The following is a 17,452-nucleotide window of genomic DNA, read 5'->3' as shown; positions in this document are numbered from 1 at the left end:
ACCCTCGGCTAGTTTACCGAAAGTTCGGTAAACTAGCCGGATGGCGCGACCCCCCTCCATCAACGAAGCCGATCTGATCGACCTGCTCGTCAAGGTGTTCCGCGAGAAGGGCGTCGAAGGGACGGCGATCGGCGACCTTTCGGCGGCCACCGGCCTGCAGCGGGCGAGCCTGTACCACCGCTTCCCCGACGGCAAGGAAGGGATGGCGGACGCCGTGCTCACCGAGGTGGGCAAGCGGTTCCTCTGGATACTGGCGCCGATGCGGGAGGATCCGGACGTCACGCTGGGCGTCGCGGAGACGGCGAAACGGCTCGGGCAGTTCTACGGTGCCGGCGCGCTGTCGTGCGTCCTGGACACCATGACCCTGGCGGGGACCCCGGAGCGGATCCGCGACCACGCTCGCCTGCTCGCCAAGACGTGGATCGACGCGATGGCCGAAGCCGCACAACGGGCGGGACGCCGGCCGGACGAGGCCATGCGTGCCGCCCGGGACGTCTTCCTGCGCATCGAAGGCTCCCTCGTGCTCGCCCGGGTGCTCGGCGACAACGACGCGTTCGCCGAGACCGTGGCCCTCATGCCGAGCCTCCTGGCACCCGCGGAATCGCCGGCCAGGTCCTAGCGCCTGTCCTCAAAGCCGGATAAGCAGCGTGGCCGAATCGATCATGCCTCGACAGGAGATAGCGGTCTTGTCGAACCGGGTGGCGATGGCACGGAACTGCTTGAACCGGTTGAAACAGCGTTCGACGACGTTGCGGCGTCGGTGGGCGGTGCGGTCGAAGGCCGGTGGGCGCCCACCGGCCCGGCCGGCGGAACTCGATGCTCGCCATGACCTGGGTGACACCGTGCAGTCGTTGACGTTGCCTCCGGTCAGCACGACCGGCAACGGCCGCCCGTGTCCATCGCAGGCGAGGTGGATCTTGGTGGTGGGTCCGCCGCGGGACCGGCCGATGGCATGATCACCTGGCTCGCTCTGCCCGCCGCACGAGAGGGCTTCCCCCTGAGTGGGACGCGCTTGCACGACGAGCACCGGCAGCGTGTTGACGCGCCCGCACGATGCCGGAGTCGACCGAGACCTCGCGGTCGATTTCGTCGATTGCCTCGGCGATCACCCGGACCTGCGTCACCAGCGCGGACAGGGTGCCGGTGCGTGACCAGCGCCAGAACCGGTTGTAGACCGTCTTCCACGGCCCGAAGATCAAAGCAGATCACCAGCACCCACTTCGAGGACAGGTCCTAGAGCGCCGGCCCCAGGCCGTCGAGCCACGCGCTCATCCGCGTGGTCAGGTCGTCGCCGGTGCGGGCGTCGACGTTGTCCGCGTGCAGTTCCAGCACCGGGACGCCCGCGGCGCGCAGGGCACGGGTGGTGAAGTAGCTGCCGCGGGCGTCGTCGGACACGAGGTGCACGACGCCGTCGACGCCGTGGTGCCGCGCTTCCTTGACGTACCACTCGGCCGACCACGGCGGCGTGTAGAGCTGGTCGCCGAAGGCGGCGAAGCGGGCGGCGAGCGCGCGCAACGGGTCGTCGCCGTAGCGCAGGTAGCCGTCCGCGGCGATGGCGAGGTACATCGACCAGACGAAGACCGCGCCGTGCGAACGCTGGAACCGCTGGTAGAACTCGAGGTCGAACCACAGCCCGCGGCCGACCCACATCAGCCGCAGCCGCTCGTCCGGGCACACCGCGACGCCGGCGTCGACCCGGTCGCGGACCTCGTCGTGGAACGCCCGCGCCGCGTCGCGCGCCCACCCGGTGCCGCGGTGCCACTGGGGCACCATGACGCTCGGGATGCCGTCGGTGACGGCGATCGGGCACGGCCGCGCGGCGGCGATGAGGTCGCGGGTACGGCGGTTCCACTCCTGCTGCTCGTTGACCAGGTCCATCACCGCGCGGAACCCGGTTTCGGAGAACACCCGGCCGGTGGTCTGCTCCAGGAACCGGATCAGCCCGGTCAGCTCGCCGGTCAGCAGGTCCAGGCGATCGCTGCCGATCGCCTCCTCCCAGCGGTGCGGCATCAGCTCCCACCACCGCTCGGGCACGGCGTTCTCCGCCGCGCTCTCCAGCGGGTAGTACGTGACGCCGGGCTGGGCGTCCCAGACGTCGAAGATCTTGCGGGAAGCGTCGCCGGTGGTTTCGCCGAGCACGATCGACGGCGTCGGCAGCCCGCCCCACGGCGCCTGCTCGGGGTCGTCCTCGAACGCGGACGCCAGCGAGGTGGCGCTGTACTGCTCGATGTAGTCGGGATAACCGCGTTCGCGCAGCAGGCCGAGGTAGCGCTGGGTCTGCCGTTTCGCCGCGACGATCGAGGCCCACCACTGGTTGACGACGTACGGGATCCCCATCGTGCGGAAGATCTCCTGCGGCGCGTCCGCGTTGACCAGCGCCAAGGGTCCCCCGGCGTCGCGCACGCGAGCGAACCACTCGCGCTGGTAGGCGGTCGCGGTGGTCGCCGACGCCAGCCGGGCGGTCATGCCACCACCCCGGCCGGGAGCAGCGCCGCCAGCGCCCCGGGAGTCAGCTCGCCGTACGGCTGACGTTCCGCCAGCACCGCGCGCAACCCGGTCGCGGCCCGCTGCTCCGGGAAGTCCCACGGCGGCGCGTCGTCGTGCACCCGGGCGTACGAGAGCAGGACCTCCGCACCGCAGGCCCGGGCGGCTGCGGCGGTGTGCGCCGCGCGCTGCCGGACGGACGCGCGCGGCGCGGCCGGGCCGTTGTACTGGTAACGCTCGGCCAGCGCGAGCTCCGTCGGTGCCGCGCAGGTGCGGGTGAAGAGCAGCTCGCCCCAGTCGTGGTCCTCCCCCGCGACGAGGAAACCGTTGCGCTCCAACGTCTCGTACACCGCCGGGTCGTCGTGCGAGCTGCCGGTGAGGAACAGCCGCATCCCGTCCGCCTCGGACGAGTCGGCGATCACGCCGTCGGCGAGGGTGATGGCTTCCGTGACCGGCAGCCTGGTGGTCGCGGCGACGACCTCGAGGAACCGGGTGCCGCTCAGCCGGTTCGCCCGGCGCAAAACAGCGCAGCGGCCGAGCGAGCGCCGCAGGGTGTCGTGCGCGGTGATGGCCGCGGCGAGGTCGTCGTCGCCGATGGGCCGCCAGCGGCCGAGCCACTCGCGCAGCTGGGCGAGCTTCGCGTGGACGTACCGGGTGGTCGTGTGGTGCGGCAGGTGCAGGACGTCCACCAGGCGCACCGGCGGCAGCCGCAGCTCCGGCTCGACCCGGTGCAGCTCCCGCAGGGCGTAGAACAGGCGCAGCGAGGCTTCGCAGTCGCGGGAGACCACGATCGCTTCGAGCGGCCCGTAGCCGCCGGTGAGGATCCGCGTCAGGATCGACCGGGCGACCGGGTCGACGCCGCGGCCGAGGTAGCGGTCGCCGGGAGTGCTGTCCTCGCCCGGCTTCCCGGTCAGCCGCAGCGGTAGCAGCCCCGCCGCGGTGATCAGCTCGACCGGGACGTCGGCGCCGATGTACCCCACCGTCGGCGCGCTCAAATGACCGCCTCCGCGACCAGCTCCGCCAGCTGCTGTTCGGTGTAGCCGAGCAGCTCGCGGTAGACGTGCTCGTTGTGCTCCCCCAGCCCCGGCGCCGGCCGCTCCAGCGAGACGCGGGAGGCGGAGAACCGGATCGGCACCCCGGTCCCGGCCAGGTCGGCCACCGCGCCGTGACGCGGGTGCCGCAGCGGCACGACCTCCTCGCGCGCCAGGACCAACGGGTCGCGGACGGCGTCGCGCGGCTCGCGGACCTCGGCCGCGGGGACGCCTTCGGCGGTGAACGCGGCGAGGATCTCGGCCAGCGGCCGCACGCGGCACCACTCGCGGATGAGGTCGTGCAGCTCGTCGGCGGTGCGGACCCGCTGGTCACGCGTGCGGTAGCGGTCGTCGTCGGCCAGCTCCGGGCGGCCGATCGCGCGGAGGACGCCGTGGGCGAACGCGTCGGTCGGCGCGCAGAGCGCGAGGTACCCGTCGGCAGCCGGCAGGATCCCGAACGGCGCCAGCCGCGGCACCATCGACCCGGTGCGCTGGGGCAGGCCGACCGCGTCGAAGGCGTCGAACGGCTCGCACGCGACCAGCGAGGTCAGCGCGCCGAGCATCGACACGTCCACCCGCTGGCCCTCACCGGTGTGCTCGGCCTGCAGCAACGCCGACACCGTGCCGACCACGGCGAACAGCGGGGCCAGCAGGTCACCGATCGGCAGGCCGAACCGGACCGGGCCCTCGTCGGGCTCACCGGCGGTCATCATCACGCCGCTCAGCGCCTGGATGATCGAGTCCATCGCCTTGCCCGACCCCGGGCCGCCCTGCGCGCCGAACCCGCTGATCGAGGTGTAGACGAGCCGCGGGTTGATCTCCCGGACCTGCTCGTAGGCGATGCCGAGCCGCTCGGTGACGCCCGGGCTGTAGTTCTCGACCAGCACGTCGGCGTCCCGGACGAGGTCGGTGAACACGGCCCGGGAGCGCGGGTTCTTCAGGTCGAGGGTGACGCTGAGCTTGTTGCGGCCGCGCAAGAGCATCGACACCGACAGGTCGTCGTCGTGGCGGCGGGCGAGGTTCAGCCCGTCGCGGCCGACGTAGGGCGCGTTGTTGCGCGACGAGTCCCCGCCCGTGGCCGGGTTCTCGACCTTGATCACCCTCGCCCCCAGCCCGGCGAGCAGCAGCGTCGCGTACGGCCCGGCGAGCGCGGTCGTCAGGTCGATGACGGTGCGGCCGGCCAGCGGCTGGTCGGTCATGCGGAACCCCCTTCGGAGAGATCGACGAGCACTTCGGTGCCGCGGGTGGTGAACCGGCCGTTGAGGCCCGCCCCGCGGGTGATGTCCTCGACGTACTTCGCCACCGCCTCGCCCTCCGGCGTGCCGCCGACCGGCACCGGACGGCCGTGGTCGTCGATCCGGCACGGCACGTAGCCGGCCTCGTGCAGCCCGGTTTCGTCGAAGCGGCAGAAGGCGATGGCGGTGTTGCGGCTTTCGGGGTGGAACGGGAAGAACGGCATGTCCGGGTCGGGCGTGAAACCGTAGAGCTTCGTCCGGCGTTCGGCCCAGGCACGCAGTTCGTCCGCGCCGACCCCGGCCCCCGGCGTCAGGGCGTGGGTGACGGTGGCGAAGTTGCCGAGACCGTGGAACACCGGCCGTCCTTTGTAGACCTCGATGCCGCGCATGATGTGCGGGTGGTGGGAGAACACGGCGTCCGCGCCGGCGTCGACGGCGGCGCGCGCGACCGGGCTTTCGTACATCGCGACGACCATCGGGGTGTGCCCGACGCCCTTGTGCAGCGAGACGAGCACGACGTCGGCCTCCGCCCGCAGGCTGCGGATGTCCTCGGCCATCGCCTCCAGGCTGTCGGGATCGGCGAAGGTGTAGATCTTCGGCGGGCCGCCCGGGCTCGCGTGATCCAGCTCGTAGTGCGTGAGGACGTGGACGTACGCGCAGCCGGGCTTGCGGGAGGTGGCCCACGAATCCCTGGGGCCGACGCAGTTGTACGACAGGACACCGATCCGCAGGCCGCCCCGCTGCACGACCGCCGGGCGCCGGGCGCGCGCGAGGTCCGGCCCGGCACCGGCCGTCCGCAGGCCCGCCGCGCGGGAGTAGGCGATCGTGTCGGCCAGTCCCCCGTCGCCGGCGTCGCAGATGTGGTTGCCCGCCAGGGTGACCACCGCGAAGCCCGCCTCGGCCACGGCCTTGAGCGCCGCGGGGTCCGCGGGCGGAGCGGGGACGTCGGTGCTGTGCTGGACCGCCGTGGTCGAGTGCGGCACCTCGACGTGCCCGATCGCCAGGTCCATCCCCCGCAGCACCGGCGCGGCCGGGGCGAGGAAGAACTCCGGGTCCGGCTCGTCCAGGATGAGGTCGCCGACGGCGCCGACAGTGATCACGAAACACCCTCCTTTTCGGACAAATGGCGGGACAGGAAGGCACGCAGCCGATCGGTCCGCGGCCGGGTGAACAGCTCGCCCGGCGGGCCCTCCTCGACGATCCGGCCCGCCTCCATGAACACGCACCGGCCGGCCACCTCGCGGGCGAAGGCCATCTCGTGGGTGACCACCACCATCGTGGTTCCGGCCGCGGCGAGGGTCCGCAGCACGGCCAGGACCTCGTCGACCAGCTCCGGGTCGAGCGCGCTGGTCGGCTCGTCGAACAGCATGATCCGCGGCCGGACCAGCACGGCCCTGGCGATCGCGACCCGCTGCTGCTGCCCGCCCGAGAGCTGCCGCGGGTAGTGGTCCTCGCGGCCGGCCAAGCCGATGCGCTCGAGCAGGTCCCGCGCCTCTTGCTCCACAGTGGACCGCTCACGCCCGTGCACGCGGATCGCCGCGTCGGTCACGTTGCGCAGCACGGTGAACTGCGGGAACAGGTTGAACTGCTGGAAGACCATGCTCATCCGGCGCCGCTGGGCGGCGATCCGCCGCTCGGTCAGCGGGCGCAGGCCACCCGATGTGCGCCGGTGGCCCAGCAGCTCGCCGTCGAGGTACATCGCGCCGCCGTCGATCGGCTCCAGCTGGTGGGCGCAGCGGACGAGCGTCGACTTGCCCGAGCCCGACGGCCCGATGACCACGACGGTCTCGCCTTCGTGCACGTCGAGGCTGACCCCCGACAGCGCGGTCACCGGCCCGAACCGCTTGCGGACGTCGCTGATCCGCAGCACGGGCGCGCTCATCGGAGGCTCCGGTGGCCGCGGGAGAACCGGCGCTCCAGCCGGCGCTGCAGCGCGGTCAGCACGGTGACCACGACCAGGTACCAGAAGCAGGCGACCAGCAGCATCGGCACGATCTCGTAGGTGCGGTTGTAGATCACCTGCACCGAGTGCAGCAGATCCGACATCGCGATGACCGACACGAGCGCCGTTCCCTTGAGCACGTTGATGAACTGGCTGCCCGCGGGCGGGATGATGACACGCATCGCCTGCGGCAGCACGATCCTCAGCAGCGTCTGCCCCGGCGGATAGCCCATCGCCCGGGCCGCGTCGCGCTGGCCGGGGTCGACCGACGAGACGCCGGCGCGGAAGATCTCCGCCAGGTAGGCCGACTCCACGAGCGACAGGCCGAGCACGGCGGCGGTCAGCGGGGTGATGACGGTGTTGGCGTCCCACGTCCCGAAGACCGGGCCGAACGGGATGCCGAGCGACAGCTTCGGCAGCAGGTAGGCGAGGTTGAACCAGAAGATCAGCTGCACCAGCGGCGGGATGCCGCGGAACAGGCCCACCCACAGCGTCGCCACCCAGCGGGCGGGACCGAACCCGCTCAGCTGCATCGCCGCGACCACGCCGCCCGCCAGCGAGCCGAGCACCATCGCCGCGACCGCGAGGAGCACCGTGGTGCCCAGGCCCGCCAGGACGCTCTTCTCGAAGAGGTACTTCGCCACGACGTCCCACTGGAACCGGCCGTTGCCCACCAGGAAGACGATCAGCTGCGCGAGCAGCACGGCCAGCACGAGCACGAACAGCCAGCGCAGGGGGCGGAAGCGGCCGCGCGCCGACGCGACGTCGTCGCGGGACGCCGCCGTCTCCTCCACAGTGGACGTCGCGGTCATTTCGCGGTGGCCACGTCGAACAGCGGCTGCGGGACCGTGACGTCCTCGATGCCCCACTGCTTCATGATCCGGGCGTAGGTGCCGTTGCGGAACAGCTCCTCGAAGGCCTTCTGCAGCACCGGGCCGAGCTTGCCGGCCTTCGGGGTGTAGAGCGCGAGGTTGTCCTTGGTGGCGCCCTGTTCCTCGGTCTGCGTGACGTACTCGTACTGCCCCTTCTGCTGGCTGGTCACGTCGATCGCGGCGGCCTGGGTCATCCCGGCGGCGTCGGCGCGGCCGGACTTGGCGGCCAGCAGGGTGGCGTTCGTGTCGTCGAGCCCCACCACCTGCACGACCGGACGCCGGTTGCCCTGGCAGAAGGCGGACAGCTTGGCGAGCTGCTCCTCCACGACGCTCGCGGTGACCACCGCGACGCGCTTGCCGCACAGGTCGGCGGCCTGCTTGATCCCGGCGGCGGAGCCCTCCGGCACCACGTAGGCGGTGCGGGTGGTCATCCAGGTGACGGTGTCGAACTGCTTCTCACGCTCGGCCGTGGCCTTGACGGGCCCGTTGAAGGCCTCGTACCGGCCGCTGAGCATGCCCTGCAGCGCGGCCGGGAGGCCGCTGACGATGGTGGTTTCCGTGCGCACGCCCAGGAGCTGGCCGAGCGCCTGCTGGAAGTCGTGGTCGATGCCGGTGACGGTCTTGCCGTCCGGGCCGACGGTGCGGTACGGCGGGTGGGAGTCCCCGGCGAACCGGAGGAGGCCGGAGTCCTTGACCGCCTGCGGCAGCTGGTCGTGCAGCGCCTGGTCGGCGGTCAGGGCGGCGGCCGTGGGCGCACTGGCCGCGCCGTCGTCGACGGTGCACCCGGCCAGGACGAGCCCGGCGGCGGCCACGGCGAGCGAGCTTCGGCGCCATTGACGAAGTGAGGAACCCATGTCGTTGTCTTCCTGCGGAAGGCCGTCCGGAGCGGGCGGCGCGGGAACCTGGAGCAAGATTGGTTGCTGTTCGAGTGCCGATCGTCGCATGATGTGTCGCGTGATTCAACCCCTCGGCGCGGCCACCCGATCGGCACTGCCACCATGGACACCGGCGGCCGACACCGGACGGCCGCCCGAACCGACCCCGGAAGAGGCAGGCGCGCGATGACAGCGACGTCCTCGGGCCCGCTGCCCCGCTCACAGCAGGGTGCCGAACCGCAGCTCCTGCTGACCTCCCTGCTCGGCGACTTCTGGTACTGGCGCGACGAGCACATCCCCTCGGCCGTGCTGGTGGAGCTGCTCGGCGAGTTCGACATCAGCCCGGCCAGCGCGCGGGCCGCGATCCGCCGCCTCGCCGGGCGCGGGCTGCTCACCGTGTCGCGGAGCGGGCGGACGACGGCCTACGGCATCCCCGCCCGCACGTCCGAGGTGATCATCGAGCGCACGCACCGGATGCTCACCTTCGGCACGACCGCGCCCGACTGGGACGGGCAGTGGACCGTCGTGACGTTCTCCGTGCCGGAACAGGACCGCGGCGTGCGCACGGCGCTGCGGTCACGGCTGCGGGTCCTCCGGTTCGCCGCCCTCTACGACGGCGTCTGGGTCAGCCCGCACGACCTGACCGGCCCCGCGCTCGACGCCCTGCGCGAGCTCGAACTCCGCAGTGCGACGGTGTTCCGCGCCACCGAGGTCCCCGGCGACACGGGCAGTCCCGTCGCGGCCTTCGACCTCGAGCCCCTCGCGCGGGAGTACGAGGAGTTCGCCGGCCGGTACGAACAGGTGCTCACCGGCCTCGACGCCGGCCTGATCAGCCCGGCGCAGGCGCTGCGCACCCGCACCGAGCTGCGTGTCGACTGGCGCCGGTTCCCGGAGACCGACCCGGACCTGCCCGCCGAGCTCCTGCCGGCCGGCTGGGCACGCGACCGGGCTCAGAAGGTGTTCCTGCAGATCTACGACCGGCTCGGCCCGCTCGCCGAACTCCGGTTCCGGCAGGTGCTGGCCGCCACGGATCCCGCGCTGGCCGAATTCGCCTCCCACCACGACTCGGCGAAGGTGGCGGCCCTGTTCGCCACCATGGGCGACCACCACCCGGCGGGCGACACACCGTTCGAGCAGGCCGCCGAGGCCCGCAGGCTGGACGAAGCAAGCCGTCAGTGATCCCCGTCGCGCGGGGATGCACGCGTTCCGGCCGGACCGTCGTACCGGAGGGCGGAGGACCGGGCCGCGCTCAGAGCCAGCCGCGGCGTTCCGCCAGGCAGCCCGCCTGGAACCGGGTGGACACGCCCAGCTCGGTCATCAGCGCCTGGAGCCGGCGGTAGGTCGTGCGGGTGCTCCAGCCGTTCGCGTGCGCGATGGCGGTGTCGGTCAACCCGGCCAGCATCATCGCCAGCAGGGAAAGGGTTTCCTCGTCCGGGCGGGAGCCACCGTCCGAAGTGGCCGGTGCGGCCGCGTCGAGCGGGATCGCCTGGCGCCATTCGCCTTCGAACAGCGCTTCGAGCGCGGTCAGCAGCGGGGACCGCCGGACGAGGTAGGCGACCTGGAGGCCGGTCCGGCTGAGGTCGAACGGGATGAGGGCGTCCTGGTCGTCCCGGATGATCAGCTTGAGCGGCAGGCTCCGCCGCGTCCTGGCCTGCTCGCCGCCGCGCACGGCGGGAAGGATGTCCAGTTCCAGCTTCCGGGGCCAGTTCAGCGCGTCCTGGCTGTAGATCACCCGGTGCGCCACCCCGTCGTCCTGGTGCCGGGCGATCTGCGTCAGGGTGTTCCTGGTGGCGCCTTCGCCCCCGGGTTTCTGGTAGTACGGCGGCGTGTCGAACACGCGGACCTGGTGGTGGGCCTCGGATTCCATCTGGGCGACGGCCGAGGCGATCGTCTCGCGGTCGGCCAGCTGCTCGATGACGAGCTCCGGGCTCGTCCGGTTCGCGCTCCGGTGGATTTCGGACAGCGACAGCACTTTCGCGCGCGCCGCGCTCAGTTCCCGCTCCCGCAGCTGCACGAGCCGGTGGACGGCGATGTCCGGCGGCGCCGCCAGGTAGCGGGACGGGCGGCCGCTGCGGGTCACCAGGTGCTTCCCGGCGAGCGCGGCGAGGATCCGCGGCAACGGGCCGGCCGGGGTGGCCAGGTGGTCGGCCAGCGCGGCGACCGTCGATCCGGGCTGCGCGACGAGCGCCTCGTAGACCCGCTCTTCCTCGGCGGACAACCCCAGCACGGCGAGTTCCATGCCGCAGTCCTACCCGAGGTGTCGAGGTTGTGCCAAGTGGCAGTGAGCAGCCACGCCAACGTCTTGTGGTCGGCGAGGGCAGGCTGGCACTGTTCGGCCATTCCCGCGTGGGCAGTGGCGCCCGCATCCCCTCCCCCCGCTGAGAAAGGACCCCGCCGGTGAGAACTCCCCGCAGGCGCCGGGCGACCGCGACGGCCGCGTGCCTCGCCTCCTTGCTCGTCCCCGTCGTGGCCGCCGGGCCGGCCGCCGCGGCGCCGCCGGCCCCGGCCGCCGCGGCGCAGTCGGCCCACGTCGTCACGCTGATCACCGGCGACGTCGTCACCGTGCACCCGGCCGGTGACGCCGGGGATGCCGGCGGCACGATCTCCGTGCGGGGAGCGGACGGCGGGCCCGCCCAGGCGAGGATCCTGGAGTCGGCGGGAGACCTGTACGTCTTCCCGTACTCGGCGTTGCCCTACATCGCCAAGGGCACCCTCGACCGGCGGCTGTTCGACGTCACCGGCCTGATCGCCGACGGCTACGACGACGCCCGCAGCGGCACCCTCCCGCTGATCGTCTCCTACGACGCGCCGTCACCCGGGATCCGCGCGGCCACCGCGCTCCCGGGATCGGCGCTGGTCCGGGCCCTCCCGAGTGTCGAGGGCGCCGCCGTCACCGCGGAGCACGCGAAGGCACGGGACTTCTGGGCCGCCGTCACCGGCGGCACCGCGGCGAAGTCGTCGGCGGGCGCGCCGGCACCGTCGTTCACCAGTGGCGTCAAGCGGATCTGGCTCGACGGCAAGGTGTACGCGGACCTGGCCGGCTCGGTCGCGCAGATCGGCGCGCCGCCGGTCTGGGCCGAGGGCGACACCGGGCAGGGTGTCGACGTCGCGGTGCTCGACACCGGCGTCGACGCGACCCACCCCGACCTCGCGGGACGCGTGGCCGACAGCCGCAGCTTCGTCCCCGGCGAAGACGTCACGGACCACCACGGCCACGGCACCCACGTCGCCTCCACCATCGCGGGCTCGGGCGCGGCGTCCGGCGGCGTCGAGAAGGGCGTCGCGCCCGGCGCCCGGCTGCACATCGGCAAGGTGCTGGCGAATGACGGCTCCGGCACCGACTCCGAAATCCTGGCCGGGATGGAGTGGGCGGCCGGCGAAGCCCACGCCAAGGTCGTCAACCTGAGCCTGGGGACGCTGGACCCCTCCGACGGCACGGATCCGATGTCCCAGGCGGTGAACCGGCTCAGCGCCCAGACCGGCGCGCTGTTCGTGATCGCGGCGGGCAACACCGCCGGCTCCGCCACCATCGGCTCGCCCGGCGCCGCCGACGCGGCCCTGACCGTGGGCGCGGTGGACGGCGCCGATCACCTCGCCGACTTCTCGAGCCAGGGCCCCAGGGCCGGCGACGGCGCCCTCAAGCCGGAGATCACCGCCCCCGGCGTCGACATCTCGGCCGCCCGATCGCAGTACGCGCCCGAAGGAACGGGTTTCTACCAGACGCTCAGCGGCACGTCGATGGCCACGCCCCACGTGGCCGGCGCCGCGGCGCTGCTCGCCGCGAAGCACCCCGAACTGACCGGCGCCCAGCTCAAGGACCTGCTGACCAGCACGGCTCTGCGCACCCCGGACTACACCGCGTTCCAGGCCGGGAGCGGGCGCGTCGACGCGTCCGCCGCCGTCCACGCCGGGGTCTTCGCCTCGGCCACCGCCTACGCCGCGCAGAGCGGCTCGGGCCCGGTCCAGCGGCCGGTGTCCTACACCAACCTCGGTGCCGCGCCGGTGACGCTTTCCCTGTCGCTCGCGGCCCCCGGCGTGCCGGCCGGGGTGTTCCGGCTCTCGGGCGATCACGTCACCGTGCCCGCGCACGGCACCGCTTCGGTCACCTTGACCATCGACCCGAAGGCCGCCCCTGGCGGGTCCGGCGGTTTCAGCGGCCAGCTCCTGGCCACCGGGCCGGACGGCGCGCTCGCCGCGCACACCGCCGTCTCGCTCGGCGCGGTGACCCACCTGCTGACCATCAACGTCAAGGACGCCACCGGCAACCCCGCCTCCGCCTTCGTCTTCGTGCTCCGGGCGGGCGACCCGACGCCAATCCCGATCCCGGTCGACGGCAGCGTGAGCTTCTACACGCCCGCCGACCAGTACTCCGCGCTCGGCTACCTGGTCGTGCCCGGCGTCCACGGCCCGCGTTCCCAGGGACTGGCGCTGCTCGGCGATCCCGACTTCACGCTCGACGCCGACCGCACGGTCACCCTCGACGCCGGCCGGGTCCGGCGGATCGACGAGACCACCCCGCAGCCCGGCGATCCCACCTACCTGCGGCTCGAATACTCCCGGATGCTCAACAAGGACGGCCGCTGGCACGACTTCGGGCTCGCCGACACCGGCTTCGACAGCCTGTGGATCCAGCCGCAGGGCAAGGTGACGCACGGCGACTTCACCCTCGGCGCGCGGTGGCGCAAGGAACAGCCGGCACTGACGGTGTCCACGCGCGGCGACGACTACACCGACGTCCTCCGCCAGTCCGGCGTCACCCCGCTGGCCGACGGCACCCGCTCGCTGCCGCTGGTCTTCGGCGGCGACGGGTCGTCTTTCGCGGGCACACGCGGTAAGGCGGTGGTCGTGCGCCGAAACGACGCGATCACCCCGGCCGCGCTGGCGAAGGCGGCGGCCGACGCCGGCGCCCGGCTGCTGCTCGTGGTCAACGACCGGCCGGGACGGCAGCGCCTGTCCTTCGGCGCGGACGGGGCGCACCCCAGCACCCTCGACGTCGGGCTGCTCGGCCCCGACGAGGGCGAGAAGCTGATCACCCAGGCCCGGAAGCGGGACACCGTGCTGCGGACGGAGTCGCACCCGGCACCGTCCTATGTGTACGACCTCATGCACACCTGGCAGAACGACCTGCCCCGGGACATGACGGTCCGCGCGTCGAAGGCGAACCTGGCCCGGATCGACGAGACGTTCGCCGGCCCGGCCGGCCAGGGCGAGGAATGGCGGTACGACTTCCCGGCGTATTCGGAGTGGGGCATCGGCGACTACGTCCCGCTCGCCATCGGCACCCACCGGACGGACTGGGTCACCACCGACGGCGCGAACCGCTGGGGCCACGAGGCCACCGACGGGCTCCTGAGCGAGTGGGGCGTCCGCCGGAAGTACGACCCCGGCACCGTGCTGAGCGACGAGTGGTTCAAGCCCGTCCAGCGCCCGTACCTCAACGACAACTACCTCGGCCCGACCCGCACGGACGACCAGCTGCGGATCGACGTCCCGGGGTACGGGAACGCCGACCACTCCGGCGGCAGCCAGGACTGGCAGCGCGCGAGCCAGACCACGACCCTGTACCAGGGCAGTACCCCGCTGGGCAGCACTTCCAACGGGCTCGTCATGTACCCCGACCTCCCCGGCCCCGAGCCGCGGCGGTACCGCCTGGTCGTCGAAAACCGGCGAGACGCGTCCCTCAACCCGTACTCGTCCTCGACCACGACGGCGTGGACGTTCACCTCCGCCGCGCCGAAGGTGCCCGGCCGGCGGGATCTGCTCCCGCTGCTGCAGGTCCGCTACGACGTCCAGGCGGACGACGCCGGGCTCGTGCCCCGCGGGGCGAAGTTCGGCATCACCGTCGAGCAGCGCGCGCCCGTCTCGGTCGGCCTGACCGACGTGGCGGTCGCGGGTGGCGGTGTCCCGCGGACGCCGCGCGTGGAGGTGTCGTACGACGACGGCGTGACGTGGTCGGCGCTCACGGCGGACCGGCAGGGCCGCTACCGGCTCGACGCACCGGGGAGGGCCCGGTTCGCCTCCCTGCGGGTGACCGCCACCGACTCGGCCGGGAACTCGGTCGACCAGACGGTGATCCGCGCGGTCGGCCTCCGCTGACGAGCACGGCCCGCCCCCACCCGGGGCGGGCCGTGCCGCGTCTCAACCCGCGAGCGCTTGACGGGCCCACGACCCCGGTTCGAGCGTTAGCCTGTGCCACTTCGGTTCGGCCGGATGCACGCGCGGGAGGTGATGGCGATGTCCGAGCTGTCCGAGGAGGTCCGGCGCTGGGTGGTCGGCGCGGTGGGCGGCGACGCCCGGGTGGCCGCCGTCACCGGCTTGCGGGAGGGCGCGAACCCGTGGCTGGTGCGCTTCGACCCGGCCGGCCGGGTCGAGGCCGCCGTGCTGCGGCTCGGTGACCCGGCCGACCCCGATCACCGTCAGCGGTTCGGCACCGAGGTGGCGGCGCTGCGGGTGGCCGGTGCGCACCGGCTGCCCGCGGCCCGGCTGATCGCCGCGGATCTCGACGGTGCCGCGGCGGGCGTGCTGGCCGTGCTGACCACGGTCCTGCCCGGGAACAGCCGGATCCCGCCGGTCGCCTCCGCCGAGCGGCTGCGCGGTCTGGGCGCTCTCGCGGCGGCCCTGCAGGCGGTGCCGTTGACACCTCGGGACGCGCTGCCGCTGCGGACCCGGTCGATAGCGGATGTGGACTTCGCGGCCCAGCGTCGCGAGCAGGGCACCACCGCGCTGCTGGCCACCGCCGACGAACGCCTCGACCGGCTTCCCGTACCCGCCGGCCGGAGCGTGTTCGTGCACGGCGACCTGTGGCACGGGAACATCCTGTGGTCGGGCGATCGCTGCACGGGCCTGGTCGACTGGGACTGCGCCGGTGCCGGTTCACCGGGCATCGACCTGAGCGGGGCACGCTTCGACGCGGCCTTGATGTACGGGCTCCCGGCCGCCGACCACGTGCTGCGGGGCTGGCAGCAGGCGACCGGGCACCGGGCGGACCAGCTCGCCTACTGGGATGTCGTGGCGACGTCCTGCACCCTGGCCGACATGGCCTTCTGCGTCCCGGTCATGCACGACCAGGGCCGGCCGGACCTCGACGCCGGCGTTCTCGGGGAACGCCGGGACGCGTTCCTCCGCGCCGCGCTGGCCCGGCTCGACGCCGAGGGGCGATAGCCCCGCGTGTCACCGGGCAGCGGCCTGCCCCGGGCCGATCCCGTCCAGCTCGGCCAGGTCGTCACGCGAGAGCCGGACGCCCGCGCCCGCGACGTTCTCGGTCAGGTGCGCCGCCGACGACGTACCGGGGATGAGCAGGATGTTCGGCGACCGGTGCAGCAGCCAGGCCAAGGCGGCCGACATCGGAGTCGTGCCCAGCCGCGAGGCGACCGCCGACAGCGCCGAGGACTGCAGCGGGCTGAACCCGCCGAGCGGGAAGAACGGGACATAGGCGACGCCCTGGCCGGCGAGCTCGTCGATCAGCCGGTCGTCCTGCCGGTGGGCGAGGTTGTACATGTTCTGCACGCACACGATCGGCGCGATCGCCCGGGCCTCGGCCACCTGGTCCGCCGTGGCGTTGGAAACACCGAGATGCCGGATCAAGCCCTGCTGCTGGAGCTCGACCAGAGTTTCGAACGCCTCGGCCAGGGACCCGGGTTGCGGCCCCCGGGCGTCGCCGACCCGGAGGTTGACCAGGTCGAGCCGGTCGAGGCCGAGGGTTTCCAGGTTCTCGTGGACGGCGCGGCGCAGGTCCGCGGGCCGCCGGGCCGTGGGCCAGCCACCCTGCTCGTCGCGGCGCGCGCCGACCTTGGTCACGATGTGCAGCGGCTCGGGGTAGGGGTGCAGTGCCTCGCGGATCAGCTCGTTGGTGACGCGCGGGCCGTAGGCGCCGGAGGTGTCGATGTGGGTGATGCCGAGGTCGACGGCCTTGCGCAGGACGGCGAGCGCGGCGTCGCGGTCGGCGGGCGGGCCCATGACCCCGGGGCCGGCCAGCTGCATGGCGCCGTAGCCGAACCGGGTGACGGCCAGCTCGCCCAGGGACCAGGTGCCGCCGGGCAGTGCAGTCGAGGATGCGTTCATGCGGTTGATGATCACCCGCGGCCAGGTCGGGTGACCAACACCGATCCGGTGCGCTGTGATACTTGCCAGGTATCACCGGGAGCTACACTGACGGCATGGACACCGTGGAAACCCGCGAGCTGCGGTACTTCCTCGCGGTCGCCGGCGAGCTGCACTTCGGCCGGGCCGCCGACCGCCTCGGCATCGCCCAGCCCCCGCTGTCCCGCGCGATCCAGCAGCTCGAGCGCCGCCTCGGCGTCACCCTGCTGGAGCGCAACCGCCGCGGCGTCGCCCTGACCGGCGCCGGAGAGGTCCTGCTGCGGGAGGGCCGCGCGGCGCTCGACGCGACCGCCGCCGCCGTCCGCCGCACCCGACGGGCCGGTGGTGCCGACGGGCCGCGCGACCGGGTCGTGCTGGCGGTGAAGGCCGGCGCGTTCCACGAGCTGCTCAACAAGCTCCTCGACGCCTACGCCGCCGAACCGGGCGCCGCCGCGATCGAGGTCCTGCCGAGCGGCCTGTGCGAACAGGAAGGGATGCTGCGCGACGGCCGCGCCGACGTGGCGCTCATGCACACGCCGTTCAACTCCCTCGCCGGGTTCGACAGCGTCGAGATGATGACGGAGGGGCAGGTGGCGATCCTGCCCGCGAGCCACCCCCTGGCCCGGCGGAAGACGTTGTGCCTGGCCGACATCGCGGACGTCCCCGATCTCCCGCTCGCCCGCTGGCCCCGCGACGACACCTACCCGCCCGGCCCGGGTCCCGAGGTCAGCGACCAGACCCAGCTGGCCCAGCTGATCGCCCTCGGCCGCACCACCGCGGTCTTCCCCGAGTCCGCCCGCACCTGGCTGTGGGACGAGCACGCCGCCGTCCCCGTGCGCGACGCTCCCCCGGTGACCACCCACATCGTCTGGCCGGCACACAGCCGCTCCCGCGCCCTGGCCGGGCTGATCCGGACGGCCTCACGCCTCTGACC

General features: G+C 73.0%; 15 protein-coding genes. 5 read left to right on the top strand and 10 right to left on the bottom strand.

From position 1 onward, the window contains the following. The first annotated feature begins 40 nt into the window (after positions 1-40). Complete coding sequence (locus tag ACIOD2_RS31060) at positions 41-619, top strand: TetR/AcrR family transcriptional regulator (RefSeq protein WP_400545756.1); 579 nt, start codon at positions 41-43, stop codon at positions 617-619. Between the two features lie 9 nt (positions 620-628). On the opposite strand, the gene ACIOD2_RS31055 is transcribed toward ACIOD2_RS31060, so the two are convergent. The 8 genes from ACIOD2_RS31055 to ACIOD2_RS31020 form a co-directional block, all read right to left on the bottom strand. Then, on the bottom strand, positions 629-1,027 hold the full coding sequence (locus ACIOD2_RS31055; RefSeq protein ID WP_400545753.1) for a hypothetical protein: 399 nt from the start codon (positions 1,025-1,027) through the stop codon (positions 629-631). 206 nt (positions 1,028-1,233) lie between these two features. Continuing rightward, entirely contained in the window at positions 1,234-2,466 is a 1,233-nt protein-coding gene (locus ACIOD2_RS31050; RefSeq protein WP_400545750.1) for a 2-hydroxyacyl-CoA dehydratase, read from the bottom strand. After that, positions 2,463-3,479 (bottom strand): 2-hydroxyacyl-CoA dehydratase, encoded by a 1,017-nt coding sequence (locus tag ACIOD2_RS31045; RefSeq protein ID WP_400545747.1) that lies wholly within the window; start codon positions 3,477-3,479, stop codon positions 2,463-2,465. Before ACIOD2_RS31045 ends, ACIOD2_RS31050 begins: the two co-directional genes overlap by 4 nt. Continuing rightward, positions 3,476-4,714, bottom strand: a complete 1,239-nt coding sequence (locus ACIOD2_RS31040) for a CaiB/BaiF CoA transferase family protein (protein WP_400545744.1) — start codon at positions 4,712-4,714, stop codon at positions 3,476-3,478. Before ACIOD2_RS31040 ends, ACIOD2_RS31045 begins: the two co-directional genes overlap by 4 nt. Continuing rightward, a complete protein-coding gene (locus tag ACIOD2_RS31035) occupies positions 4,711-5,850 on the bottom strand; it encodes a CapA family protein (RefSeq protein WP_400545741.1) in 1,140 nt (379 codons plus the stop codon). The genes ACIOD2_RS31040 and ACIOD2_RS31035 overlap by 4 nt, the downstream gene beginning before the upstream one ends. Beyond that, positions 5,847-6,632 (bottom strand): amino acid ABC transporter ATP-binding protein, encoded by a 786-nt coding sequence (locus ACIOD2_RS31030; RefSeq protein ID WP_400545738.1) that lies wholly within the window; start codon positions 6,630-6,632, stop codon positions 5,847-5,849. Before ACIOD2_RS31030 ends, ACIOD2_RS31035 begins: the two co-directional genes overlap by 4 nt. Next, the gene (locus tag ACIOD2_RS31025; protein WP_400545735.1) at positions 6,629-7,504 is read right to left on the bottom strand and encodes an amino acid ABC transporter permease; all 876 of its coding nucleotides are present in this window, start codon (positions 7,502-7,504) and stop codon (positions 6,629-6,631) included. Before ACIOD2_RS31025 ends, ACIOD2_RS31030 begins: the two co-directional genes overlap by 4 nt. Next, positions 7,501-8,418 carry a transporter substrate-binding domain-containing protein gene (locus tag ACIOD2_RS31020; protein ID WP_400545732.1) on the bottom strand — a complete coding sequence of 306 codons (918 nt, stop codon included), beginning with the start codon at positions 8,416-8,418 and terminating at the stop codon, positions 7,501-7,503. Before ACIOD2_RS31020 ends, ACIOD2_RS31025 begins: the two co-directional genes overlap by 4 nt. Positions 8,419-8,625: 207 nt before the next feature. Between ACIOD2_RS31020 and ACIOD2_RS31015 the strand changes: the two genes are divergently transcribed. Continuing rightward, positions 8,626-9,618 carry a PaaX family transcriptional regulator C-terminal domain-containing protein gene (locus ACIOD2_RS31015; protein ID WP_400545729.1) on the top strand — a complete coding sequence of 331 codons (993 nt, stop codon included), beginning with the start codon at positions 8,626-8,628 and terminating at the stop codon, positions 9,616-9,618. A 70-nt stretch (positions 9,619-9,688) separates the two neighbouring features. On the opposite strand, the gene ACIOD2_RS31010 is transcribed toward ACIOD2_RS31015, so the two are convergent. Then, a complete protein-coding gene (locus tag ACIOD2_RS31010) occupies positions 9,689-10,678 on the bottom strand; it encodes a helix-turn-helix domain-containing protein (RefSeq protein ID WP_400545726.1) in 990 nt (329 codons plus the stop codon). A 158-nt stretch (positions 10,679-10,836) separates the two neighbouring features. Between ACIOD2_RS31010 and ACIOD2_RS31005 the strand changes: the two genes are divergently transcribed. Together ACIOD2_RS31005 and ACIOD2_RS31000 are read left to right on the top strand one after the other, a co-directional pair. After that, positions 10,837-14,535: a S8 family serine peptidase gene (locus ACIOD2_RS31005; protein ID WP_400545723.1), complete on the top strand. Its 3,699-nt coding sequence runs from the start codon at positions 10,837-10,839 to the stop codon at positions 14,533-14,535. 138 nt (positions 14,536-14,673) lie between these two features. Then, positions 14,674-15,600, top strand: coding sequence for an aminoglycoside phosphotransferase family protein (locus ACIOD2_RS31000; protein ID WP_400545720.1), 927 nt, complete (start codon positions 14,674-14,676; stop codon positions 15,598-15,600). 9 nt (positions 15,601-15,609) lie between these two features. Here ACIOD2_RS31000 and ACIOD2_RS30995 read toward each other — a convergent pair whose 3' ends face one another. After that, positions 15,610-16,500, bottom strand: a complete 891-nt coding sequence (locus ACIOD2_RS30995; protein ID WP_400545718.1) for an aldo/keto reductase family oxidoreductase — start codon at positions 16,498-16,500, stop codon at positions 15,610-15,612. Positions 16,501-16,595: 95 nt separating this feature from the next. On the opposite strand from ACIOD2_RS30995, the gene ACIOD2_RS30990 reads away from it, so the two are divergent. Beyond that, positions 16,596-17,450 (top strand): LysR family transcriptional regulator, encoded by an 855-nt coding sequence (locus ACIOD2_RS30990; protein WP_400545715.1) that lies wholly within the window; start codon positions 16,596-16,598, stop codon positions 17,448-17,450. The last annotated feature ends 2 nt before the right edge of the window (positions 17,451-17,452 follow it).

The organism is Amycolatopsis sp. NPDC088138, assembly GCF_044741685.1.
Classification (GTDB): domain Bacteria; phylum Actinomycetota; class Actinomycetes; order Mycobacteriales; family Pseudonocardiaceae; genus Amycolatopsis.
Note: the sequence above shows the minus strand (reverse complement) of the source record. Positions and strands in the feature narration are given on the sequence as shown.